This window comes from Mucilaginibacter pocheonensis, from assembly GCF_031456535.1.
Lineage (GTDB): Bacteria > Bacteroidota > Bacteroidia > Sphingobacteriales > Sphingobacteriaceae > Mucilaginibacter > Mucilaginibacter pocheonensis.
In genome coordinates this window covers 94,059-116,938 of sequence record NZ_JAVDUU010000006.1, presented here as the reverse complement: position 1 = coordinate 116,938, position 22,880 = coordinate 94,059, and the positions used below count along the sequence as shown (strand labels likewise).

General features: G+C 40.8%; 20 protein-coding genes. 7 read left to right on the top strand and 13 right to left on the bottom strand.

Annotated features, from left to right (window positions below; translation table 11 throughout):
• Positions 1-103: 103 nt before the first annotated feature.
• The 3 genes from J2W55_RS25545 to J2W55_RS25535 all read right to left on the bottom strand — a co-directional run bounded on the left by J2W55_RS25545 (position 104) and on the right by J2W55_RS25535 (position 6,056).
• On the bottom strand, positions 104-2,665 hold the full coding sequence (locus J2W55_RS25545; protein WP_310103369.1) for a TonB-dependent receptor: 2,562 nt from the start codon (positions 2,663-2,665) through the stop codon (positions 104-106).
• 161 nt (positions 2,666-2,826) lie between these two features.
• Positions 2,827-4,239: a sugar porter family MFS transporter gene (locus J2W55_RS25540; protein WP_310103365.1), complete on the bottom strand. Its 1,413-nt coding sequence runs from the start codon at positions 4,237-4,239 to the stop codon at positions 2,827-2,829.
• A complete protein-coding gene (locus tag J2W55_RS25535) occupies positions 4,236-6,056 on the bottom strand; it encodes a class I mannose-6-phosphate isomerase (protein WP_310103362.1) in 1,821 nt (606 codons plus the stop codon). Before J2W55_RS25535 ends, J2W55_RS25540 begins: the two co-directional genes overlap by 4 nt.
• 270 nt (positions 6,057-6,326) lie before the next feature.
• Between J2W55_RS25535 and J2W55_RS25530 the strand changes: the two genes are divergently transcribed.
• The 5 genes from J2W55_RS25530 (at position 6,327) to J2W55_RS25510 (ending at position 11,190) form a co-directional block, all read left to right on the top strand.
• The gene (locus tag J2W55_RS25530; RefSeq protein ID WP_310103359.1) at positions 6,327-7,055 is read left to right on the top strand and encodes a GntR family transcriptional regulator; all 729 of its coding nucleotides are present in this window, start codon (positions 6,327-6,329) and stop codon (positions 7,053-7,055) included.
• A gap of 272 nt (positions 7,056-7,327) precedes the next feature.
• Entirely contained in the window at positions 7,328-8,812 is a 1,485-nt protein-coding gene (locus tag J2W55_RS25525; protein WP_310103355.1) for an aldehyde dehydrogenase (NADP(+)), read from the top strand.
• Between the two features lie 698 nt (positions 8,813-9,510).
• Positions 9,511-10,647, top strand: a complete 1,137-nt coding sequence (locus J2W55_RS25520) for an MFS transporter (RefSeq protein WP_310103353.1) — start codon at positions 9,511-9,513, stop codon at positions 10,645-10,647.
• A 216-nt stretch (positions 10,648-10,863) separates the two neighbouring features.
• A complete protein-coding gene (locus J2W55_RS25515; protein ID WP_310103350.1) occupies positions 10,864-11,037 on the top strand; it encodes a hypothetical protein in 174 nt (57 codons plus the stop codon).
• Between the two features lie 24 nt (positions 11,038-11,061).
• Positions 11,062-11,190, top strand: coding sequence for a hypothetical protein (locus J2W55_RS25510; protein WP_310103347.1), 129 nt, complete (start codon positions 11,062-11,064; stop codon positions 11,188-11,190).
• Between the two features lie 99 nt (positions 11,191-11,289).
• On the opposite strand, the gene lpxB is transcribed toward J2W55_RS25510, so the two are convergent.
• From lpxB to rpmB, 8 genes are all read right to left on the bottom strand, one after another.
• Positions 11,290-12,402: a lipid-A-disaccharide synthase gene (gene lpxB, locus J2W55_RS25505; protein WP_310103344.1), complete on the bottom strand. Its 1,113-nt coding sequence runs from the start codon at positions 12,400-12,402 to the stop codon at positions 11,290-11,292.
• A 258-nt stretch (positions 12,403-12,660) separates the two neighbouring features.
• Positions 12,661-13,434: a 5'/3'-nucleotidase SurE gene (surE, locus tag J2W55_RS25500; protein WP_310103341.1), complete on the bottom strand. Its 774-nt coding sequence runs from the start codon at positions 13,432-13,434 to the stop codon at positions 12,661-12,663.
• 85 nt (positions 13,435-13,519) lie between these two features.
• Positions 13,520-15,148 (bottom strand): bacillithiol biosynthesis cysteine-adding enzyme BshC, encoded by a 1,629-nt coding sequence (gene bshC, locus J2W55_RS25495; RefSeq protein WP_310103339.1) that lies wholly within the window; start codon positions 15,146-15,148, stop codon positions 13,520-13,522.
• Positions 15,149-15,194: 46 nt separating this feature from the next.
• On the bottom strand, positions 15,195-16,529 hold the full coding sequence (gene rimO, locus J2W55_RS25490) for a 30S ribosomal protein S12 methylthiotransferase RimO (protein WP_310103336.1): 1,335 nt from the start codon (positions 16,527-16,529) through the stop codon (positions 15,195-15,197).
• A 53-nt stretch (positions 16,530-16,582) separates the two neighbouring features.
• A complete protein-coding gene (gene ftsY, locus J2W55_RS25485) occupies positions 16,583-17,548 on the bottom strand; it encodes a signal recognition particle-docking protein FtsY (protein ID WP_310103333.1) in 966 nt (321 codons plus the stop codon).
• A gap of 233 nt (positions 17,549-17,781) precedes the next feature.
• The gene (locus J2W55_RS25480; RefSeq protein ID WP_310103329.1) at positions 17,782-17,946 is read right to left on the bottom strand and encodes a DUF4295 domain-containing protein; all 165 of its coding nucleotides are present in this window, start codon (positions 17,944-17,946) and stop codon (positions 17,782-17,784) included.
• Between the two features lie 91 nt (positions 17,947-18,037).
• Positions 18,038-18,220: a 50S ribosomal protein L33 gene (gene rpmG, locus J2W55_RS25475; RefSeq protein WP_067063463.1), complete on the bottom strand. Its 183-nt coding sequence runs from the start codon at positions 18,218-18,220 to the stop codon at positions 18,038-18,040.
• A gap of 104 nt (positions 18,221-18,324) precedes the next feature.
• A complete protein-coding gene (rpmB, locus tag J2W55_RS25470; RefSeq protein WP_022830076.1) occupies positions 18,325-18,558 on the bottom strand; it encodes a 50S ribosomal protein L28 in 234 nt (77 codons plus the stop codon).
• Between the two features lie 248 nt (positions 18,559-18,806).
• Between rpmB and acs the strand changes: the two genes are divergently transcribed.
• Positions 18,807-20,708 (top strand): acetate--CoA ligase, encoded by a 1,902-nt coding sequence (gene acs / locus J2W55_RS25465; protein ID WP_310103275.1) that lies wholly within the window; start codon positions 18,807-18,809, stop codon positions 20,706-20,708.
• 88 nt (positions 20,709-20,796) lie between these two features.
• Positions 20,797-20,982 (top strand): CsbD family protein, encoded by a 186-nt coding sequence (locus J2W55_RS25460; RefSeq protein WP_310103272.1) that lies wholly within the window; start codon positions 20,797-20,799, stop codon positions 20,980-20,982.
• Positions 20,983-21,028: 46 nt separating this feature from the next.
• Here the strand turns inward: J2W55_RS25460 and J2W55_RS25455 are convergent, their stop codons facing one another.
• Both J2W55_RS25455 and J2W55_RS25450 read right to left on the bottom strand, forming a co-directional pair.
• Positions 21,029-21,961, bottom strand: coding sequence for a hypothetical protein (locus tag J2W55_RS25455; protein ID WP_310103270.1), 933 nt, complete (start codon positions 21,959-21,961; stop codon positions 21,029-21,031).
• A 4-nt stretch (positions 21,962-21,965) separates the two neighbouring features.
• A complete protein-coding gene (locus J2W55_RS25450) occupies positions 21,966-22,874 on the bottom strand; it encodes a hypothetical protein (RefSeq protein ID WP_310103267.1) in 909 nt (302 codons plus the stop codon).
• Positions 22,875-22,880: the final 6 nt, after the last annotated feature.

Below are 22,880 nucleotides of genomic sequence, written 5' to 3'. Positions count from 1 at the left end.
TTACTCAAAAGTATTTTAAATGCAACGCAATTGCATTTAAAATACCCAGGGATGGAAAAAACTGACAGTTATGTGATTATCCGGCATTTCTTTCATTACAATTCTATTTAACAGCCAGTGTAAGTGTGGTATAATAAAACCCACCAATGGCTGGTCCTCCTAAAAACGAATTGTAATATTTATTGGTGAGATTGGTTGCCCCCACTTTAAGATTAAGGCCGGTCTTTAAAAAATCATAATTCACCTGCGCGTCTATAGTACCATAGGAGGCTACATTGCCATTAACCAAAAACGACTGCCAGTAAAAGCCGCTTTGCCATTTATAAGTTGCATTAAAACCCAGGTTACCCACAACCCTGTTACCGCCAAATGAAAAATTGGCGATCCATTGCGGGGTGTTAAAACCATCTTCCAGCGCATCCTCATTGGCAGTGCGCTGTAATTTGGCATAAGATACATTACCTGTTAAAATGTACATCTGAAATAATTTATAGGATAGCCCCAAACTGCCCCCTATATTATACACTGTGCTTTGAGAGTTTGTCCAGGCCCGATAACGGCCCTGTTTGGTTTTATCATTCAGGTAATAAGGTATGGAATCAGGTTTTGTGGTGTTGGGTACATTGATCTCTACCTGTCCTATAAAGTTGTTGTATTTATTATAATAAAAGTCGGCATCAACACTCAGTTGCCCATCAAACAGTATTGATCTATAACCCGCCTCAAATGAATTAATATGTTCAGGCTGCAGGTAGGTATACGTATTTTTTTTCAGTAAGCCTTTTTCCTTTTCAATGGCAGCATCTGTACCTATGCCAGCATTAAAATCGTTCTTTACCGCGGCCTGAAATGCATCTATAGAAGTTCGCAAGTACGAGTTTTCAAATATTCCGTTTGATACTACCCTTAAGCCGCCAATACGTTTAACACCGCCGCTATTCACGTTAGAAAATGCCTCGAATATACTGGGAAAACGGTAACCGCTTTGGAACGATACCCTGAAATTTTGCTCAACCACCGGTGAATAAACGGCGGTAAAACGCGGATTCAGTTTCAGATCAAAATAATCGTTCCTGTCTGCGCGCAGGGTGGCCGATAGCTTAAGCTCATTGTTAAAAAGTTCTTTGGCCACCTGCACAAAGCCGCCGGTTTTGCTATAATCTATATCACTATATTCCTTATGCGGCACATAATTAATAAAGTAGTTACCATCCGGGTGAATAATATACGTACGATGGTCAAAGCCCGCCAGTAAGTGAAGGCCCGTTTCTTTTTGAAAGTTTGTTGATATGGCATCAGAGATATTTACCTGCCCTTCCGCATGCAGCAGATCATCTTTTACCCGTAGTGCGGCCCCAATGTCCCAGTTATTGATATTGGTAAGTTTATCAAGCGTATTTTTGAAAGAAGCCGTTCCGGGCTGATACCTGCCTGCATCAGCCAGTTGCCTGGCTTGCTGCAAAGCTTGTGAAACCGATGCTCCTTTCTCTATAGCCGCATTAAAACCTTTAGTTAAATCGGAATACCAGGCATTATCATCTTTATAGTTCCTGTCTATATTTTCACTGGCAGAGCGCAGATTATATGATTTACCGGTGTTCTCGCTCGTCCAGTAGCCGCGTAACTGGTAAATGTTATTTTTAATCTCCACAGCATGTTGCTGCAAAATATAGCCGGATAGCCGGAAACGATTGGCTCGCTGGTAAATATTGTCCAGATCGGCAAAGCGAAAAGTATAGTTTACCCTCGTATTGTCATTCAGTTTATAAGCCAGCCCAACATCCACCTTTACATTATGCAGATCGTAATTGGTTACCTCCTTTTCGGCATAACCTGTTCGTGCAATGGAGTATTGTTTGCCACCCAGCGTCACCGTTTTTCGGTCTGATGATTCATTGCCATAGCCATTTACCGGATCATAACCCGGGTTATCCGGTCCCGCCGCTATGCCCAGTTTAGCGTTTGCGGTCGCGTTCAAATCCGTGGTGTTATTGGCTATCCAATCATATCCTGCAGTATAGGTTCCATTTAGCTTAAAGGCGAATTTTGGGGATATGGCTTTAGCTATCCGGAAACTGGTCTCTGAAAATAGTTTAGCCGAGGTTTCCTTATCACCAATGTGATTTATCCCAGTTTTTTGCTGGATACTGACGCCCTGGCTGGTAAAAGGGTCTTTAGTAATAAAATTGGCCAAGCCGTTAATGGCATTCAGTCCGTACAATGCTGATGCTGTACCCGGAATAATCTCCACGCTTTCTATATCCAGATCACTTGGCCCCAGGGCATTACCTATAGGGGCACCTATATGTGGGGCCTGATTATCAACCCCATCAACCAACTGGGTAAAGCGCACATTGGTAGTGTTGGCAAAGCCTCTGGTATTGATGATCCTGAAACCGAGACTGGGCGTTATTAATTGTACACCTTTCACATTCTCCAATGCGTCAAAAAACGATGGCGCTGCCGACCGCTTAAAATCCGCCGTTGTCATTTTTTCGATACTTACCGGCGAACGTAAAATATTCTCGCTAATGCGTGATGCCGAAACCACTACCTCATTCAGTTGACGTTTTTTTAATTGTGTGGTATCATCTTTTTGAGGTACAGTATCAGTCGCGATTACTTTTTTTCGGCTTTGAGCATAAAGTACGCTACAGATAAGCATCGTAAAAACTAACAAAAAGTACTTTTTGTGCATAAGGAATGTTTTCTGCTAATTTATTCGATATATTTTTATTTATATAACGATATTTAAAATAAAACCAATCCTGATAAGAATTGGTTGCCACGCCCCGGATTAATATGCCCGGCTTTTCTCCACTATTATCAATGCGTTTCTTTCCAGTAAGCTTCGATGTTTTCAAGTGAGCGTCCTTTGGTTTCAGGTATAAGTTTCCAGGTGAGCCACAACGCAGGCGAGCAGCACAATGCAAACAGCCAAAACGTCCATGAGGCGCCCAGGCCCTCCAACATAACGGGTGTTAACTGTCCGACTAAAAAATTCCCAATCCATAATGAAAGTGTAGCCAAAGCCACGGCTTTACCCCTTATGGCATTAGGAAATATTTCGCCAACTACCACCCAACAAATCGGACCGAACGAGAATGCGAAACAAGCTATAAAAGCCAAAATAAAGATCAATATCCACAATCCCGAAGTAATACCCAGGGCAAACAGGATACCAATGATAATCAGTGAGAACACCGCGCCGCCAACACCCGCAAACAATAGTGGCCTGCGGCCCCATTTATCAATCGTAAAAATGGCCACAAAGGTAAATACTACATTAACCAGACCTATGGTTACCTGTCCTCCTAACGCGTTGTTAAGGGTGAAGCCAGCTTGTTCCAATATCCGGGGGCCATAGTAAATAACTGCGTTTATACCGCTCACCTGGGATAAAAACGGCAATAACAACCCAATCCACAAAGCCCGGCGGTAAACAGGCGTAAAAAGTTCTTTTAGCGAACCCTCATCAGTATTCCCCTTCAAAACAGTAAAAGCATCTATTTCCTTTTGTGCGGCTTCTGTACCATCTATTTTTATGAGGACAGATGTGGCACTCTGTATTTTCCCCTTTAGCAGCAACCACCTTGGCGATTCGGGGACTAAAATCAGGCAGATCAAAAATATACCGGCTGGCACAGCTCCCAAACCCAACATCCCCCGCCAAAGTTCTGTCGAAAGTATTTTGCTCATACTTGTATCAAGGGCGTTGGGTGCATGGCTGGCCAGGTACGCGTTTGAAAAATAGGCCAATACAATGCCTGTAGTTAAAGCCAGCTGATAAAGGGATACCATCATTCCCCGAAAACGAGACGGCGAAAATTCAGAAATATACAGTGGCGATACCATCGAGGCTACGCCAATGCCCAAACCACCAATTAGCCGAAATAAAATTAATATTGTAAATGAGCCTGAAAGCATACAGCCTAATGCCGACACAAGGAACAAAATAGCTGAAATAATCAGTACGATTTTGCGGCCGTATTTATCGCTTAATTTGCCTGAACAGCTTACGCCAATGATACAGCCCAGCAACGCACAGCTCACAAACCACCCTTCGCTAACTGCATTTAAACCAAAATCGTGTTTGACAAGGCTTACAGTCCCTGAAATTACCGCGGTATCAAACCCGAATAAAAATCCGCCGAGAGCGGCAACCAGGCAAACAAGATACAAATAAGCATTGCCCTTTTTTTGCTCTCGGGGGTTTACTGTAGCTGATACTTTGGTCATTTTAAAAAGGCTTTAATAACTTTTGCACGTTTTTTACCCAGGTTGGTAAGGGTATATGATATTGCTGCCGCGGGTACAACAAAGGTTTCGGCGTAGGCAAAAACCTGTTCGGTACCATTAGCGGTTTTTATAGATATTGCCGATCCTTCAACCAGCATCATTACGTGACACCTGTTATCGGTTTCAACGGTAAAATCTTTATCAAATTCCATCCGGTGAATATCATAAAAATGTTCAGCATGCGTTGGCAAGTGAACCAGCTGCCAGTCATTCCCCTGTTGTATAACCGAAGGCTTTGATATAAGCTCATCCCTAACACGGTCACCCTTACGGCTAAAATCCAGATTATTAAAAGCGTGGTCAATATTAATAGGCCTGGGGTTACCGTCAAGATCAAGCCTTAACCAATCGTACATTTTAAAGGTAAAAATGTAAGGGGTAGCGCTTATCTCCAACACGAGGTTATTAACTCCTGCGCTGTGCACGGTTCCATTTGGAATTAAAAACAGATCGTGCTTCCTGGCTGCATGGGCCTGTACATAGTTTTCTATTTTAACCTCTTTGTTCCCGGCCTGGCTTTCCTCCAGCACTGCCCGGAACTCTTTTGGCTCCATATTCTCCTGAAAACCTAAATAAACCCTGGCTTTATCCTTGCAATCCAGTATATAATAGGTTTCGTCCTGGGTTATGGTTTCGCCAAAATTATCCTGAATATATTTTAATTTAGGATGGCATTGGATTGACAGGTTACCGCCATCAAAGGTATCCAGAAAATCAAACCGGATGGGAAACTCATCGCCAAACTGTTCTGCATGATTGCCCAGCACTTGATTGCGGTTATGGAACATCAAAAAATCAAAAGATGCCTCAAGCAAATAGCCGTCGCTTTCAAATATCAAACCATTCTCGGGTACAATAAGCTCAAAGGACCATGCATAGTTAACCACATCTTTATTGATATTCTTAATATGCTCCCTTATCCAATGACCGCCCCAGGCACCCGGCTCAAACCATGGCCTAACCCTGATAACCGAATTACTGATATGATTCAGCCCAGCAGCAAAATCAGTTTTGTGCATCCAGTTAATATTATCAGGCCATTGACCATCAACTATTACTGCTATTTGTTCAATTATATATTTTTTATGCGCGTTTAATAAAACCCAGTCAACAAAATAAAAGCGCTTGTACATATAAAACGGCTCATGTGCTTCACAGGCGCCCAGGTTTGTAACTGAACCTGCCCGCATCCTGAACTGTAATTCATTTTTAGGCAGATCTATATAAATTACGGGAACATTCCAGCCGCTTAGTGTGGCACCGGTGCCTATAATAATATTAATATCATATTGTTCATCGGGGAGCTGAGCGGTTAGCTTGTCCAGTTGAAAAAGATCGCTAAGCGATAATGTACACTTTGTACCCCAAACAGCGTCAGGCGTACCCAAAAAGGGGCATAACAATGCTTCAATCGCCGTTTCAGCCTTTAAATATGCGCACGTATTTATCCAGTTTGCGGTTAAACCTTTTGTGGTAAAATACTTATTTATCTCTGCCTGTATCTTATCCCAGGAAACTCCCACATAACCATCAATAAGCACCGTTCTTTTATCCGCTATGTATTGCGCCAGTGAATCATACCCGGTAAAAATTTTATTCTTTCCTAATGAACATACCGGGTAAATATTATACTCATCTTGCGAAGTATCTGTTCCGGTTAGTTTAAAGGGCATTAAAAATTGCGAGGATTTGCGAAGAGAAGCATCATCAGCTTGCTGATGAGCAGAAGTATTTGAGGCAGATTGATTGATTTTCATTTATTGTATTAATGTACCTACATATTTATTTTGCTTATAAATACCCATCAGGGGTTATGCTTTGGTAAAGTAACATTCAAAACAATTCAACTTACTATTTATTATGTACAAACATATAAATAATTCTATTATGCAAATAGTTTTCAACTTAATTTATTTTTATACGTAAACAAGCAAGCTGCTAATACTAAAAAATATTTGGATACGTCTTTATGTAGTAACAAATAAACTGTTAATGAAAATAGTTATTATTGTAATTTCCCCGGATAAATGAAATACGCTATAGATCATAAAAGCCCTATTCCTTTACATATACAGGCTGAAACCCTTTTAAGAAAGTTGATAGCAGAAGAAGAATACCGCGAAGGGAAATTATTACCGAACGAGGTTGACCTTGCCAAGAAACTGGCCATATCACGTACCACCTTAAGGCAAGCCATCAACAAGCTGGTTTTTGAAGGATTGCTGGTACGTAAAAAAAGATTCGGCACCAAAGTAGCTCAGGCGGCTGTAAGCTCAAAATCAAATAACTGGCTTAGCTTTTCGCAGGAGATGGCCTTAAGGGGGATACCGATCAAAAATTTTGAACTGCATGTAACCTGGGTTTTTCCGGATGAGGCCTTAGCCAATTTCTTTGAAATAAAAACGGACCGCAAAATATTAAAGATGGAACGGGTTAGAGGCCGTACCGACGAGCCGTTTGTATATTTCGCTTCTTATTTTCATCCGCGTGTTGGTCTCACAGGCGATGAGGATTTTAAAAGGCCATTGTATGAAATGCTGGAGCAGGACCATTCGGTTATTGCCACACTGTCAAAAGAAGAGATCAGCGCCAAGGCCGCAACCACTTTTATTGCCGAAAAACTAAGGGTAGCAATTGGCAGCCCGGTTCTGTTCAGAAAAAGATTTGTTTATGACCAGGGCGAAAGACCAATTGAATATAACCTTGGCTATTACAAGGCTGATAGTTTTGTTTATACGGTAGAGAGTTCCCGCTAATTTTTTCTTCCAATATATAACCCAAAAAACATCGGTGTTTTATCCCGGAAAGCGAGGGCTTTTCAAAAAAGCACCAATCATATCCGAATAGTACAGGATCAATCCTATCGCAATATAATTACCTGATACTTGGTAATTTTTTTGTTAAAAAGCCAAAATCCTACCATTAATAGGTAGTATCAATGAACTTTTCTGAACCATGTTTCAATATATTTGTTAAAATATATTCGGCTAAAACCGTTCCTGTTACATAACATTTTATAAGATCTGCCATGGCTAACCAGTTTAAAGAAGCAAGCGTTGAAGAAATAAATCAGGTAATGCAGCGCTCGCATGCTGCATTTGAAATTTTCCAGAAAAAGAGCATCCAGGAAAAAAGTACATTTTTAGATACTATAGCGAGTGAAATTGAGGCACTTGGTGATGCCCTGTTGCAAAAAGCATCTGAAGAAACCAACTTACCCATACCTCGTTTAACCGGCGAGCGTGCCCGCACTACCGCACAATTGCGAATGTTTGCCACTATGCTTCGCGAAGGCAGTTGGGTAGAAGCAACCATTGATACAGCATTACCAGAAAGAACCCCGCTGCCCAAACCCGATCTGCGAAAAATGCTGATCCCATTAGGGCCGGTAGTGGTTTTTGGGGCCAGTAATTTTCCGTTCGCCTACTCTACTGCTGGCGGCGATACTGCCAGTGCGCTGGCAGCAGGTTGTCCGGTTGTGGTAAAAGCACACCCCGCCCATGCCGAAACGTCTGAAATGGTATACACTGCCATCAAAAAAGCCATAACCATCTGTAATATGCCCGAAGATGTTTTTCAACATGTACATGGCACCTCGTTTGAAAGCGGCAAGGCCTTAGTACAAGCCGAACATACAGCTGCAGTAGGCTTTACAGGCTCAACGGTGGGCGGTAAGGCCCTGGTTGATTATTCGGCACAAAGAAAAAATCCGATACCGGTTTTTTCAGAAATGGGCAGCATTAACCCGGTTATCTTTTTAGAAGATACGCTTCAAAAAAATGCGGCTGCACTGGGCGCTCAGTATGCAGGATCCATAACTTTGGGTATGGGCCAGTTTTGTACCAACCCTGGTTTAATGCTGGCGATTGAAAGTGAAGCTCTGCACAATTTTCTCGATCATCTAAGCACCGGTATTGAAGCAGTGCAGCCGGCCAAAATGCTGCACGCGGGCATTCATTCGGCCTACGTTAAAAAAAGTGGCGAAGCACTTAAGCAACAGGATGTAACTTTGGTAAAGCAGGCTGCTATAGCAGCCCATGATATTGAAGCGCGGCCTGCGGTTGCCCTGGTAAGCGGCGAAGCATTTTTGGCAAACCCATTGCTTCATGAAGAAGTTTTTGGACCATACTCGCTCATGGTAAGTTGTAAGGACGAACAGGAATTGATAACTGTTTTAAAATCCGTATCCGGACAGCTTACTACTACAGTAATGGGCACCATTCAGGATTTGACCGACCATCAGGCACTGGTAGATATATTGCCGTCGATTGCAGGCCGGATCTTATTTAATGGCGTACCTACAGGCGTTGAGGTTTGTGCCAGTATGGTACATGGCGGCCCTTATCCGGCTACTACAGATAGTCGTTTTACGGCGGTTGGCATTAATGCGGCAAAACGCTGGGTACGGCCGGTATGCTATCAAAACTGGCCCAACAGTTTATTACCATTAGCCTTGCAAGATGCCAACCCATTAAATATTTGGCGTATGGTTGATAACGAGTGGAAAAAATAGCGGGCGATCATTCATTTATATTTGGCTAAAGAGCTTACCAGCCCTTTAAAATAAGTAAAGCCCCTGATGGGCAGGGGCCTTTACTAACCAATTATAAACCTAAATTATGAGAAGACTTTTTTGTGTTTTTATTATAGTGTAAAACTAACACTAACTTTCAAATTACCAAAATTTATTTTGTAATTTTTTTGTAACATTTCCCAATTAACTCCACATCCCCTATTTGATTGTCAAAAATACTAATAAAAATTTGATAAAATTATAATTTTTTAAAGTTGTTTTAAATAATACACATTAATAACAAAATACAGACCGAATTATTATGTGATGCTATTTTAATTTTGCCAATTTGATGTTTTTTAACAAATTTTAACATTAAAATCAACCGAAATATCCCAAAACCGTCAGATTAAGATCCATTTTTAATGACATCATGAAAAAAAAGGATAAAAGCACGATAAAAAATGAATTTTTCAAATAAAATCATTGAAAAACATCGTCAAACAAACTCGCTTTGTTAAAATATTAAACTCTTTAAATTCCATCTTATTATTTATTGTGAAATAAAAATTACTTAAAACAAGCATTCATTTCAAAATGCTTTGTCATTTTTGCGCCTAATTTGATACTTAAACAAGATAATGACGGTTAGCCATACAAAAAATCACCCGCATTTAACTCAATTTACATTATGGACAATGACCATTGCAACAGCACTGGTTGTGGCCAATATATATTATAATCAGCCCCTGCTTGCTGATATTGCACATACTTTTAATATAACTGATAAAAAGGCGCAGCAACTGTCGTTATTTACACAAATTGGCTATGCCTGTGGCTTGCTTTTCATTGTTCCATTGGCCGATATGGTAAAACGGAAACGCCTCATAGTGATAGATTTTGTGCTCATGATCCTTTCATTATTGATCAGCGCTGTTGCACCATCTATTTTTATATTAACTATTGCAGGATTTCTGCTTGGCCTATCATCAATTGTGCCCCAGCTATTAATACCCATGGCAGCCCATTTGGCGCAACCGCATGAACGCGGTAAAAAATTAGGTTTTATAATGGGCGGCCTGCTGATAGGCATACTGCTATCCCGTACCTTAAGCGGCTTTATAGGTGAGCATTTTGGCTGGCGGTTTATGTTTTATGTAGCTGCTGGTTTAATGGTGGCAATTTGGCTGATGATATTTTTCTTTTTACCAGAAGTTGAACCCGATTATAAAGGCAATTACAAAAAGCTAATGAGCTCGCTCATCCACCTCATTAAAACCCAACCCAAATTACGTATGGCGGCCTTTAGAGGGGCGTTATGCTTTGCAGGCTTTAGCGCATTTTGGACCACGCTGGTGTTTTTATTAAAGCAACCTCAATTTAATGAAGGCAGCGCCGCAGCCGGCGCTTTTGGTCTTGTGGGTGCATTTGGCGCACTGGCAGCCGGACTAATGGGCAGACTGAGCGATAAAATGGATTCTTATAAATTATCCGGCTTTACCTTATCGCTGGTGCTGATCTCCTATATTATTTTTTATTTCTCAAGCCATAGTATAATCGGGCTAATTATAGGAGTGATCATTTTAGACATGGGGGTACAGGCAACACATATTTCAAACCAGTCGATCATTTTTGCCTTGATACCAGAGGCCCGAAATCGTCTAAATACGGTTTACATGGTGTCTTATTTTATAGGCGGTTCTTCGGGTACATTTTTAGCCAGTCTTCTCTGGAGAAACTATCAATGGAACGGGGTATGTGCTATAGGCGGTGGACTGGCAATTATAGCGCTGGCTGCGCACCTGTTAAACTACCATAAAAATGTACGGAATTAGTACTACTGTTCGAAAACCGATAGCCTGATACGTCGATTATTTTGCAGCGTTTATATGTCTGCATAAAAAAAGCGTATTTTTTTCCAGAACAAAAACCTTTCATAAACAGTCGTTTACGTGTAATCACCAAGAAAAAATAGATCTTTTATTTATTTTTTTTTCAATAGTTAAATTTTTGGCATTGAATTGGAATAGTACTTATTAAACACCACTGTTATGGAAACCAAGAAGAAAACGGTTAAGGAAGAGGAAAAAGAATGGGACAATCCGGTGGAGCCAACAAAAACATCAGATGAACGTGATGAAGAACAAATATTAAGACAATATAAAGAAGCTAAACGCCGGAAAGATAACCTTACCGAAGACGACGAACCCAAAAAAGAAAACTAAAATTAATACTATAAAACTAAAACTATGAAAGCGAACAAAAAATCATCAACCAGCAAATTAGTATCAAGTTTTGATAATCAGTTAAAAAGGATCATTATGACTGACTTGAAAGCCATAAAAGCCAGGAATCAATTTTTACGCATTGCTTCTTAACAAACAGCAATAAACAGATAACGGTACAAACATCGCCGCTATCTGATCAACATATACACTTTACCTATGAAAACAATAGAGCCCTGCCAAAACAGGGCTTTATTTATTTAATGCATATTTAACAATCAATGCAGCGGCTTTTGCAGATGCTCCCGGCTGTCCCATCCGCTCATTAAGCTCCCTATAATTGGCCAGCATATTTTGACGATATGCTTCATCGTTGACCATCAGGTTAAGTTGTTCCGTTATTTTTAATGCGGTACACTCCTCCTGTATCAACTCTTTTACCACGCCCTTGTTCATGATGAGGTTAACCAATGATATAAACTCCAGTTTTACTACCATACGCGCTATGGCAATGGTAAGAGCATTGCCTTTATAAACAACTACCTGGGGCACATTGAATAAAGCAGTCTCCAATGTAGCTGTTCCCGAAGCAACAATAGCCGCGTGAGCATGGCTCAATAAGTTGTAAGTAGCGTTAAACAGCACAGGAATGTCCTCATCTTCTAAAAACTGGTCATAATACCCCTTATCAAATGATGGTGCGCCAGCTATTACAAACTGATAATCAGTAAATCTACCTGCCACATTTATCATTTCGGGTAACAATTTACTGATCTCCTGCCTGCGGCTGCCGGGCAGCAAAGCAATGATCTTTTTGCCCGTAAGCTGGTACTGTTGTAAAAAATCGGCATCTGGTTTAAAAGCAGCGATGGCATCGAGCAGGGGGTTACCTACATAGTCAACGTTCATACCCCAAGTTTTATAAAATTCAACCTCGAAGGGCAGTATACAAAACAAATGGTCGACTATTTTTTTGATCTTCAGTACCCTTTTCTGATTCCAGGCCCATACTTTGGGTGATATATAATAGTTTACGTTTAAACCGATGGATTTGGCATAAGCGGCAATTTTTAAGTTAAACCCCGGAAAATCAATAAGTATCAAAACATCAGGCTGCCATGTTTTGATATCCAACTTGCACTGTTTTAGATTTTTTAGGATAACCGGCAAATTTAAGATCACCTCTACAAAACCCATAAACGCCATATCGGCGTAATGCTTCACCAATGTACCACCCGCGGCCTGCATCAGATCGCCCCCAAAAAAACGAAATTCCGCGTCCGGGTCAAGCTCCTTCAGTGCCTTAATCAAATTAGCTCCATGCAGGTCTCCCGAAGCTTCGCCGGCTACCAGGTAGTATTTCATTTAATTGGTTGTAATTTAAATATAAAAACCGCCAGCATAAATATAAAGGTGACAGCCGCAATACCCATGACTGTTTTGTCCAGCTTTTTCCTGGAACAATAGCGCGCTATTAACAAATTCAAACCAATAGCTACCAGATATGGCACCCCCGGTTTATTAAATATTAAGAAATTGCCCTTTAATATGTACAGAAAAACAAACACACTTATCACGGGCAATGTTAATCCGTAAATTATGCCGGCCATTATACTATTGTTCTTAAGCATTGAATTTCCAGTTATTTAAAAAAGGGATAGCGTGATGGGCCGTCATGTCAAACTGTATAGGCACTACTGATACGTAATTATGCTCTAACGCCCACACATCTGTATCTTCGCCGCCGTCATTTAGCTGAAAAACGCCGGTTAACCAATAATAAGGCCGTTTATGCGGGTCTATCCGTTCGTCAAATTCTTCGGCCCATTTGGCATTGGCCTGCCTGCAAATCTTTATGCCTTTTATATTATCGCTGTTGGGAAAGTTTACATTAAGTAACGTGGCCTGGGGTAGCCCGTTTGTTAAAACCTGCAACGCCAGCTCTTTAACATATTTTATACAAGGGCTAAAATCGGCTTGCAGGGTAAAATCATCTAAAGAAAATCCAATCGACGGGATACTCTCAATTGCGCCCTCCACGGCCGCCGACATGGTACCCGAGTACAAAACATTGATTGAGTTATTTAAACCATGATTAATACCAGATACACACAGATCTGGCTTTTTGCCTTTGAATATTTTATTTACAGCCAGCTTTACACAATCAACCGGTGTGCCTGAACAACGGTACATTTCAATACCTTCATATATTTCAACCTTGTCCAAACGCAATGGCTTGCCTATAGTAATAGCATGCCCCATACCAGATTGCGGACTATCAGGTGCTACCACCACCACTCTGCCAATATCGCTCATGGCATCCATTAAAGCTTTTATACCGGGGGCAGTAATTCCATCATCGTTTACAACAAGTATAGTAGGTTTTGCAATTTCCATGCGCGAAATTACTCATATTTGAGGTAAAACGGGTAAACTAAAAGGTCGGTTAAAAGCAGGGGGAAGATTAGTAAAATTCCTAAGCTTATGCCTCTGTGAGGATAGTAAATTCAAAATCCAATGGTTCAAAATGGCGAATGAGTTCGTCAATGAATGATTGCCCCCATTTTACGTACATTAACCCAAAGTTTTCTGTACGTTCCTGCAGACTATCTTTTGGAAAAAGCTCCGCTTTTACTGCCGATAGCTGCTCAAGCCTTACCTGGTAGTTGCGTTTTTCGGCCTTAATTAGTTTCTTTTCCAGGTTATCAACAGCGTGTTTAAGACGCGCCTGTACCGCCGCTGCCGATGGTGATAATGTAGGATCGATCTTATAGGAACGCAGCTTTATTTTTTCAAAAACAGCGCTTAACTGGCGCCATTCTTCTTCCAGTGACAGATTATGTTCGCTATGTTTTTTTATCCATTCAGCCTGCAGGATATCCGTTTGTTTAAACAGGTTGGCGGCATCAAGATCCATGCGTTCAATTTTTGCGGCTTGTTCTTTACGTACTATCAAAGCCGAATTGCGCAATATCAAAATAGGAAAATCAACCTTGTAAAAATCAAAGTTTGATTTCAATTCCAGCCAGTACACAATCTCGGCGCCACCACCTATGTAAGCAATATTGGGTAGGATACACTCCTGGTACAACGGACGCATGACCACGTTGGGGCTAAATCGCTCGGGAGCTACTGCAATTTCCTGTTTTAACTCAGCCTCGGTAAAGCGAATATCTGTATTCATTACCTGGTAGCCATCCTGCTCAAAAACTATGCGCTCACGCAATTGATCTTTCAGATAAAAAAAGTTTATTTCGCGCGGATTAACCTGTATGTGTACACCCAGCTTTTGTAAAGCCTCATTAGTAGCGCTGATATTTTTAAAGCTGTTTTGCCCAATAATGTCCTGTTCCATAATTGGGGCAAACTGTTGTTTAAACTCGTGATCGTCGGCATCAATAATTACCAACCCGTACTGTCCAAACAATGAGTTGACCAGGTATCGGGTGGCATCGGCAAGTTTATCAAAACGGGTATAAGCGGTCTCCACAATTTCGGCAAGGTCTTTCGAGTGCCCCTCAATTCCTAAAACACCTTTATACTGGTTTAGGGCCTGGCGCATGGTATCGGGATTTATACGCCCCGTTGCCCCCGACGCTTCGTACCACCAGTGCACTTTTTTACCGCCTATGTTAGTGTAATTGATCTCGGCAAAGTCATGATCTTCACTGGCCATCCAGTATACCGGTACAAAATTCTTGTCAGGATGGGCAGCTTTTAACTGCTGCGTCAATTTAATGGCGGTAGCAATTTTGTAAAGGAAATATAAGGGACCTGCAAATATGTTAAGCTGGTGACCGGTAGTTATGGTATAGGTATTGTTGAGTTTAAGAAGCTGTAAGTTTTGAGTTACCTGTGGTTGTACATTATATGTGTTAAGGTTTGTGCCGGCTTCAATACTTTCGGGCTTAACAGCATATTGTTTGGTTAATACACGTACCAATGTTTCCCGGTTGGCTACAACCTTTTTGTTCTTCAACAGATCGGCAAAGCCGTCCATATCAGGACGGTAGTTGTAAAAGGGTCTGAGATCGGCCCGGTTTTCGAGATAATCAATAACTGTCGGCGAAAAAAAACCGGTGCTTTTATAACTTGTACAGGAGGCTTCCATTAATCCAAATGTAAAATCATTACTGGTAATGTGCCACAAATTAGCATTATTTTACAATTTGTCCATAAAGGTCAAAGTCTTCTGCGCTGTCAACCTTTACATTAACAAAGCTTCCAACAGTTGCATAATCAATACTGGCATCTATCAAAACCTCGTTATCCACTTCGGGCGAATCATATTCAGTTCGGCCAACAAAGTAATTACCATCTTTTTTATCAACCAATACTTTAAAGGTTTGCCCTATTTTTTCCTGGTTCTTGTCAAATGAAATACCCTGCTGAATTTCCATAATGGCATCGGCGCGTTGTTGTTTTATCTCATCGGGCACATCGTCAACCAAAGAATGGGCGTGGGTTTTTTCCTCGTGCGAATAGGTAAAGCACCCCAGGCGGTCAAACTGCGTTTCTTCAACCCACTGCTGCATTTCTTCAAAATCCTGCTCGGTTTCGCCCGGATAGCCTGTGATAAGCGTAGTACGCATAGCAATACCAGGAACCTTATCACGGATCTGGTTTACCAGGTCGATGGTTTTTTGCTTAGTGATACCCCGGCGCATTGATTTCAGCATATCATCGCTGATGTGCTGTAAAGGCATATCCATGTATTTGCAAATATTGGCACGCTCATTCATCACATCCAGAATTTCCATCGGAAAACCTGATGGATAAGCATATTGCAGCCTGATCCATTCCACACCATTAACATCAGATAAACGGCGCAGCAATTCATCCAGGTTGCGTTTACCATACAGGTCAAGTCCATAATAGGTTAAGTCCTGGGCTATCAGTATCAACTCCTTTGTGCCGTTTTTAACAAGGGCCTGCGCGTCTTTAACCAGTTGGTCAATAGGTGTGCTCAGGTGCTTACCGCGCATTAGCGGAATAGCGCAAAATGAACACGGACGGTTACAACCTTCGGCAATTTTAAAATAAGCAAAATGTGATGGCGTGGTTAATAACCGCTCGCCAATGAGTTCATATTTATAATCCGCACCAACTGAATGCAGCAGGTTTTGCAGATCATTGGTGCCAAAGTACGCATCAACGTTAGTAATCTCGGCTTCCAGTTCGGGCTTATACCGCTCGCTCAGGCAACCGGTTACAATTACTTTGCCCACCTTGCCCTGCTCCTTTAGCTCGCTGTATTGCAAAATGGTATCAATAGATTCCTGCTTGGCATTATCAATAAAACCGCAGGTATTTATTACAATGATATCATCGCGGTTTACCTTATCAGCCTCATGCACTACATCAAACTGGTTGCCTTTTAGCTGGCCCATCAATATCTCAGAATCGTATATATTTTTTGAGCAGCCTAAAGTAACCACGTTTACACGGGGTTTAACTACTTTTTTGGGCTGATAGATTTCTTTTGTCTTCATTTTATCTCAATGCGTCATCGCGAGGTGGCTCACAATAACGTTATTCTTAATAATTACTGCTTAAACAAGCTATCCACAAATGCCTGCCTGTCAAAAAGCTGTAAATGTTCCATGCCTTCGCCAACACCAATATATTTTACCGGGATTTTAAACTGGTCAGATATACCTATTACCACGCCACCTTTGGCCGTACCATCAAGCTTGGTTAAGGCCAGGGCATTAACGTTGGTTGCCTCGGTAAATTGCTTGCACTGTTCAATAGCATTTTGGCCGGTTGAGGCATCAAGCACCAGCAATATTTCATGCGGGGCGCCCGGTATTACCTTCTGCATTACATTTTTGATCTTGGTAAGCTCGTTCATTAAACCCACTTTATTATGCAAACGACCCGCTGTATCAATGATAGCTACGTCATCGCCATTGGCAACGGCCGAGCGCAAGGTGTCATAGGCAACTGATGCCGGATCTGATCCCATTGGTTGTGCCACTACTTTTACATCAACACGTTTACCCCAAAGCTGCAGCTGATCGACAGCTGCTGCACGAAAAGTATCAGCAGCACCTAAAACAACCTTATTGCCGGCCTGCTTTAGTTTATGGGCAAGTTTACCAATAGTAGTAGTTTTACCTACACCATTAACGCCCACCACCATAATTACATAAGGTTTGTGGTTGCCGTATTCAAAGTTCCTGAAATCGTTGCTGTTGTTTTCGGCCAGCAATTGCTGAATTTCGTCTTTCAGCAAAACGTTCAGTTCGCTTGTGCCTACATATTTATCGCGGGCTACCCGGACTTGTATGCGTTCAATTATTTTTAAGGTAGTACTTACGCCAACGTCAGAGGTTACCAAAACTTCTTCCAAATCATCAAGAACATCATCGTCAACGGTTGATTTACCGGCAATTACCTTGGTGATCTTTGAAAAAAAGTTATCCTTGGTTTTTTCCAAACCTGTATCAAGTGCTTCCTGCTCTTGTTGCGTGTTTTCCTTTTTCTTAAAAAAATCAAATAACCCCATAATTTTTCAGATGTGCAGATTTTAGATGTGCAGATGTGCAGATTTCAAATATGCCGATTTTTGATGTTTAAATTTAGCTCTGCAAATATGCCGATACTTAAGCTAACAGATATCAGGCTAATGTTATAATAACAATGATCAGTTTGCTTATCTGAAATATCAGCAACATATCCCTCAACAAAAAAAGCCCTCTCGTAAAAACAAGACGGCTTTAATATTTTAATCAGCTGTTATTACAGAGTTTTACCTGCAATTGCATCCTTAACAAAATCGTTAGGGACAATTTGCTCTTTAAATGAGTAAGCACCAGTTTTAGGTGATTTGCTCATAGTGATCACTTTTGAATATTCTTTGCCTTTACCTGCTACTTTCAGTGTTGCAACTACTTTCTTTGCCATTTCTTTATTATTGAATTAGTGAATTATTGAATTAGTGAGTTAATTGTTGTCAGAACTTCAATCCCATCAACCAATCAACTTAATCAACCAATTACTTAATCTCTTTATGAACTGTTACTTTCCTTAAAACCGGGTTGAATTTTTTCATCTCCAGTCTTTCAGTGGTATTTTTTTTGTTCTTAGTGGTAATATAGCGAGACATGCCTGGCATACCGCTTGTTTTGTGTTCAGTACATTCTAAAATTACCTGAACCCTGTTGCCTTTTTTTGCCATTGTTTTGTTATGTTGTACGTATCACCTCACGGCTTACGTAATTTTTTAATTATTTATTGCGTTTAATGTTTACGCGTTACGTAAACTTTTGAACGTAATACCTACTAAATGTATCCTTTTTTTACAAATTTATTGATACAGGCAGTAATACCGTTTTTGCTGATAGTTTTAACAGCTGATGTAGATACCTTTAAGGTAATCCATTTATCTTCTTCAGGGATATAAAACTTTTTAAGTTTTAAGTTTGGATGAAACCTACGTTTTGTTTTAACGTTTGAGTTTGAAACGTTGTTACCAACTATAGACCCTTTTCCTGTTAGATCACAAATTCTTGACATGACAAATATTTTTAATTATCAACCCTTTATTCAAAAAGAGTTTGCAAATATCAGACTTTTTACTCAAATATTCAACAGTGTCTTTAATTATTTTCAAATTCTTTTTAAAATAAGTCAAAAGCCTTAATTCCAGCATATTTACTACTTAAACAAACCCACTTTTTAAAATTATTTAAAAAGTGACGTTTTTAATTTATACATCGAGCAGAAATTATTAATTTACGCCCACCTTTTGAATACCACTTATTATGAAGATTACATCATTTGATGAATATAAACAGGTTTATCAGCAAAGTGTTGAACAGCCTGAACAATTTTGGTCCGGCATTGCCGAAAACTTTTTATGGCGCAAAAAATGGGATAAAGTACTGGAATGGGACTTTAGAGAACCTAACATCAAATGGTTTCAGGGAGCCAAGCTTAATATTACCGAAAATTGTCTTGACCGCCACCTGGAAACACTGGGCGACAAACCTGCCATTATATGGGAACCAAATGACCCGCAGGAAAATCACCGGATTTTAACCTACCGCCAGCTTTATGATAAAGTTTGCCAGTTTGCCAATGTGCTTAAAAACAATGGCGCAAAAAAGGGCGACCGTATTTGCATTTATATGCCAATGGTACCCGAACTGGCAATTGCCGTACTGGCCTGCGCCCGTATTGGAGCTATCCATTCGGTTGTGTTTGGCGGGTTTTCGGCACAATCAATAGCCGACAGGATCAATGATGCTACCTGCAACATCGTTATAACTGCCGACGGTGGTTTCAGAGGCAATAAAGAGATCCCCCTGAAATCAATCATTGACGATGCCCTGGTACAATGCCCAACCATACAGAAAGTAATTGTACTTACCCGCAGCCGCACGCCGGTTTCAATGATCAAGGGCCGCGATGTTTGGTGGGAAGATGAGGTAAAGAAGGTAGAGACACAGGGTAATGTAGATTGCCCGGCAGAAGAAATGGATGCTGAGGATATGTTGTTCATCCTTTATACATCCGGATCAACCGGCAAGCCAAAAGGGGTTGTGCATACCTGCGGCGGTTATATGGTTTATACAGGCTATACATTTGCCAATGCTTTCCAGTACAATAAGGGCGAGGTTTATTTTTGTACTGCCGATATCGGCTGGATCACCGGCCACTCTTATATCGCGTACGGTCCGCTATCACAAGGAGCTACCGCTGTGTTGTTTGAGGGCATTCCCTCATGGCCAACTCCCGGCCGGTTTTGGGACATTGTTGAAAAATATAAGGTAAATATATTATATACTGCGCCAACGGCTATCCGCTCGCTAATGGGTTTTGGTGACGATGCTTTAAAGGGAAAAGATTTTAGTTCGATTAAAAAACTGGGCTCGGTTGGTGAGCCAATTAACGAGGAAGCCTGGCACTGGTTTGACGAAAAGATAGGCCATAAACAATGCCCTATTGTTGATACCTGGTGGCAAACCGAAACCGGCGGCTTTATGATATCGCCAATTGCCGGGATTACACCTACAAAACCGGGTTATGCTACCCTGCCCTTACCTGGCGTACAACCTGTACTGGTTGATGAGAACGGCAAGGTGATTGAAGGTAATGGTGTAAGCGGCAACTTGTGCATCAAGTTCCCATGGCCTGGCATGCTGCGTACCACTTATGGCGATCATGAACGGTGCCGCACTACCTACTTTGCTGCTTACCAGGATCTTTACTTTACCGGCGATGGTTGCTTACGCGATGAGGACGGATATTACCGCATTACCGGCCGCGTTGATGACGTGTTGAATGTGTCGGGCCATAGGATTGGTACAGCCGAGGTAGAGAACGCCATTAACATGCACAGCAGTGTGGTAGAATCGGCAGTAGTTGGTTATCCGCATGATATTAAAGGACAGGGCATCTACGCTTTTGTGGTTTGCCCAAAACACCATGCTGATGATGACCTTACCCGCAAAGATATCATCATGACCGTATCCCGCATTATTGGAGCTATTGCCAAGCCGGATAAGATACAATTTGTAACGGGCCTGCCCAAAACCCGCTCCGGTAAGATCATGCGTCGTATACTACGTAAAATAGCTGAGGGTGATACTTCCAATTTAGGAGATACCTCTACCCTGCTTGATCCTGCTGTAGTTGATGAAATAAAGGCCGGTGCATTGTAGAGAGAGATTAAGGACGTCATTATCCATTTCTCAAAAACCAAATTCTAACCACGGTGTTCTTTAAATACATCTAAATAAAAGAAACATTATGGACAGATTAGAATTAAAAGGCGGCTGGAACGAATTAAAAGGAAAAATAAAGCAAGCCTACGGAGATTTAACCGACGATGACCTGGTAAGGGAAGAAGGTAAAGACGACGAACTGTTAGGAAAACTCCAGCAGAAAACGGGAAAATCTCGTGAAGAGCTGGTAAAATGGATTAATAGCTTATAAACAACAAAGCCCCTGTAAAACAGGGGCTTTGTTGTTCTTCACTTTATCAAAATATACATTCATTACGCACCTTAATATTTCTGTTTTCAAGGTCGTTCTGTAACTGTTTCCATGTTGTGCGTCGTAATGCTCCTGCCATATATAAATTGCTTTCAAAATCTTTGGTTACAATTCTTAATGAATAAGGCATTTTAGAATGCTGCTGTTCAAAAACAACTTCCTGTATATCATTGAGCCGGTATTTTGTTCTAATCCAAATTAAGTTAGGATTTTGAACTACAAAGTAATTATCTGATATGCCAAAATAATACACCAAGCCCGAAAATATCAAGAAACAAACAATACCAATACAAAACATAACCATCATTAAGCCGACGTTACTTGCTACTATAATAGCATAAAGTAAAAATGCAAGCGTCAGCGATAAAACCATTCCTCTGAAGCTGAACCATTGACTGCCTTTATACCATACAAATTGCTCACTACTACCGGTTGCAGGTTTATCTTTTTTGAGTATTATGCTTTGCTGACAAGGCTTAGTAAGAATATGATGACTTATGAATTGTTTAAGAGCAGCTGTATTAGCGTACATGTCATCATATACATAAATTTCTTTACTACCTGTAAATTTAAGCATCATCCCTTCCCGTGGATAATCAAGCATAAATTTAAAGGGCCATTTGCCCGACATTTGAATGCGTTCCAGATCCTTCCAAAAAAAAGTACCGTTACGGGTAAATGTTACCGAAATGGTATTGACGCAAAACTCCGGAGCATTTTTAAAATAACGAATTATGGTATATAACGCCATAATTACCAGGCACAGGCAAATCAAAATTATAAATATTTCCCCTGCTACTGAAAGCGCTTCTTTGTAAAGTAATCCCACAGCGGCTGCTAACAAAAGGAAATAAAGTGTTAAAAGAAACACATTTAAATAGAATTTTTTCCAATGCCGCCGACTGGTAATTTCTTCCATCAAATTATTCCTTTTTATAATCTTTATGCACTATTAAAAAGCTGGCACGCTCCTCTTTATGGAAAGGAATATTCCAGTTGCCCTGGTAGGTTATTTTAGTTGGCAATAGCTCGCCCTGAAAGTTGTTGAGCTCAATATTCATTTGTACATTAAAATCAACAAACATATTACTGAACTTCATATCAATATAACGGCCCAGTATCTGGAATGTGCGTTCATCAAATATGGTGGTCATTTCCTTGATCATGGTATCGCCATCTGATGTGCTTGGTTTGCATCGCACTCTAAAGCGGTAAACCGGGATAGTGTCCAGGTATTTGCCACGGGCAAATTCGTAATAATAATATTCGCGCATATCACCTGAAAATATTTCTGTTTTGCTACTGATGAACGGGATACCTTTTACCTTACGGCCAGGCGTGAATATAAGTGTTTTAAGCTTGTCTTTATATGATTCATTTTTACCGCCTGACCCTGGCAGGGCATCCCCCTTAACAAAATCAGAATTGTAGGCATTCATGAAAATATAGTCGAACATTTCTACTGTATACAGTTGGTATTTGCCGTTCTTTTTAAACATGTTCCCACTGTCCAGCTTGGCTAAATATTCCATTTTATGCTTGCCTGCGGTATTGGCATGCAGTATTTTACGGTATATTTTGCCATCTACCTTATTCTTTTTATCATAGGTAAAAATGCGGTTCTCGGCTATGAAACCATAACGTTTCATGTTTTGAAAAGCTTTATAAAAACTGGTATCGGCCAATACCGCGTCAATAAAATCCTGCGCGTTTAATTTATGCGATTTAATATCAACCAGCGAATCAATAACAATGGTTTTAATAGTATCCGGATTAAAACGATTGATCTGCTGTGCAAAAGCAGTGCTGCCAGCCATAGCTAAAGCCAGCATGAATAA

Bases quoted from the DNA above. Each gene is read 5' to 3' on its own strand.
- J2W55_RS25545 (WP_310103369.1), bottom strand. From the start codon at position 2,665: ATGCTTATCTGTAGCGTACTTTATGCTCAAAGCCGAAAAAAAGTAATC.
- J2W55_RS25540 (WP_310103365.1), bottom strand. From the start codon at position 4,239: ATGACCAAAGTATCAGCTACAGTAAACCCCCGAGAGCAAAAAAAGGGC.
- J2W55_RS25535 (WP_310103362.1), bottom strand. From the start codon at position 6,056: ATGAAAATCAATCAATCTGCCTCAAATACTTCTGCTCATCAGCAAGCT.
- J2W55_RS25530 (WP_310103359.1), top strand. From the start codon at position 6,327: ATGAAATACGCTATAGATCATAAAAGCCCTATTCCTTTACATATACAG.
- J2W55_RS25525 (WP_310103355.1), top strand. From the start codon at position 7,328: ATGGCTAACCAGTTTAAAGAAGCAAGCGTTGAAGAAATAAATCAGGTA.
- J2W55_RS25520 (WP_310103353.1), top strand. From the start codon at position 9,511: ATGACCATTGCAACAGCACTGGTTGTGGCCAATATATATTATAATCAG.
- J2W55_RS25515 (WP_310103350.1), top strand. From the start codon at position 10,864: ATGGAAACCAAGAAGAAAACGGTTAAGGAAGAGGAAAAAGAATGGGAC.
- J2W55_RS25510 (WP_310103347.1), top strand. From the start codon at position 11,062: ATGAAAGCGAACAAAAAATCATCAACCAGCAAATTAGTATCAAGTTTT.
- lpxB (WP_310103344.1), bottom strand. From the start codon at position 12,402: ATGAAATACTACCTGGTAGCCGGCGAAGCTTCGGGAGACCTGCATGGA.
- surE (WP_310103341.1), bottom strand. From the start codon at position 13,434: ATGGAAATTGCAAAACCTACTATACTTGTTGTAAACGATGATGGAATT.
- bshC (WP_310103339.1), bottom strand. From the start codon at position 15,148: ATGGAAGCCTCCTGTACAAGTTATAAAAGCACCGGTTTTTTTTCGCCG.
- rimO (WP_310103336.1), bottom strand. From the start codon at position 16,529: ATGAAGACAAAAGAAATCTATCAGCCCAAAAAAGTAGTTAAACCCCGT.
- ftsY (WP_310103333.1), bottom strand. From the start codon at position 17,548: ATGGGGTTATTTGATTTTTTTAAGAAAAAGGAAAACACGCAACAAGAG.
- J2W55_RS25480 (WP_310103329.1), bottom strand. From the start codon at position 17,946: ATGGCAAAGAAAGTAGTTGCAACACTGAAAGTAGCAGGTAAAGGCAAA.
- rpmG (WP_067063463.1), bottom strand. From the start codon at position 18,220: ATGGCAAAAAAAGGCAACAGGGTTCAGGTAATTTTAGAATGTACTGAA.
- rpmB (WP_022830076.1), bottom strand. From the start codon at position 18,558: ATGTCAAGAATTTGTGATCTAACAGGAAAAGGGTCTATAGTTGGTAAC.
- acs (WP_310103275.1), top strand. From the start codon at position 18,807: ATGAAGATTACATCATTTGATGAATATAAACAGGTTTATCAGCAAAGT.
- J2W55_RS25460 (WP_310103272.1), top strand. From the start codon at position 20,797: ATGGACAGATTAGAATTAAAAGGCGGCTGGAACGAATTAAAAGGAAAA.
- J2W55_RS25455 (WP_310103270.1), bottom strand. From the start codon at position 21,961: ATGGAAGAAATTACCAGTCGGCGGCATTGGAAAAAATTCTATTTAAAT.
- J2W55_RS25450 (WP_310103267.1), bottom strand. From the start codon at position 22,874: ATGCTGGCTTTAGCTATGGCTGGCAGCACTGCTTTTGCACAGCAGATC.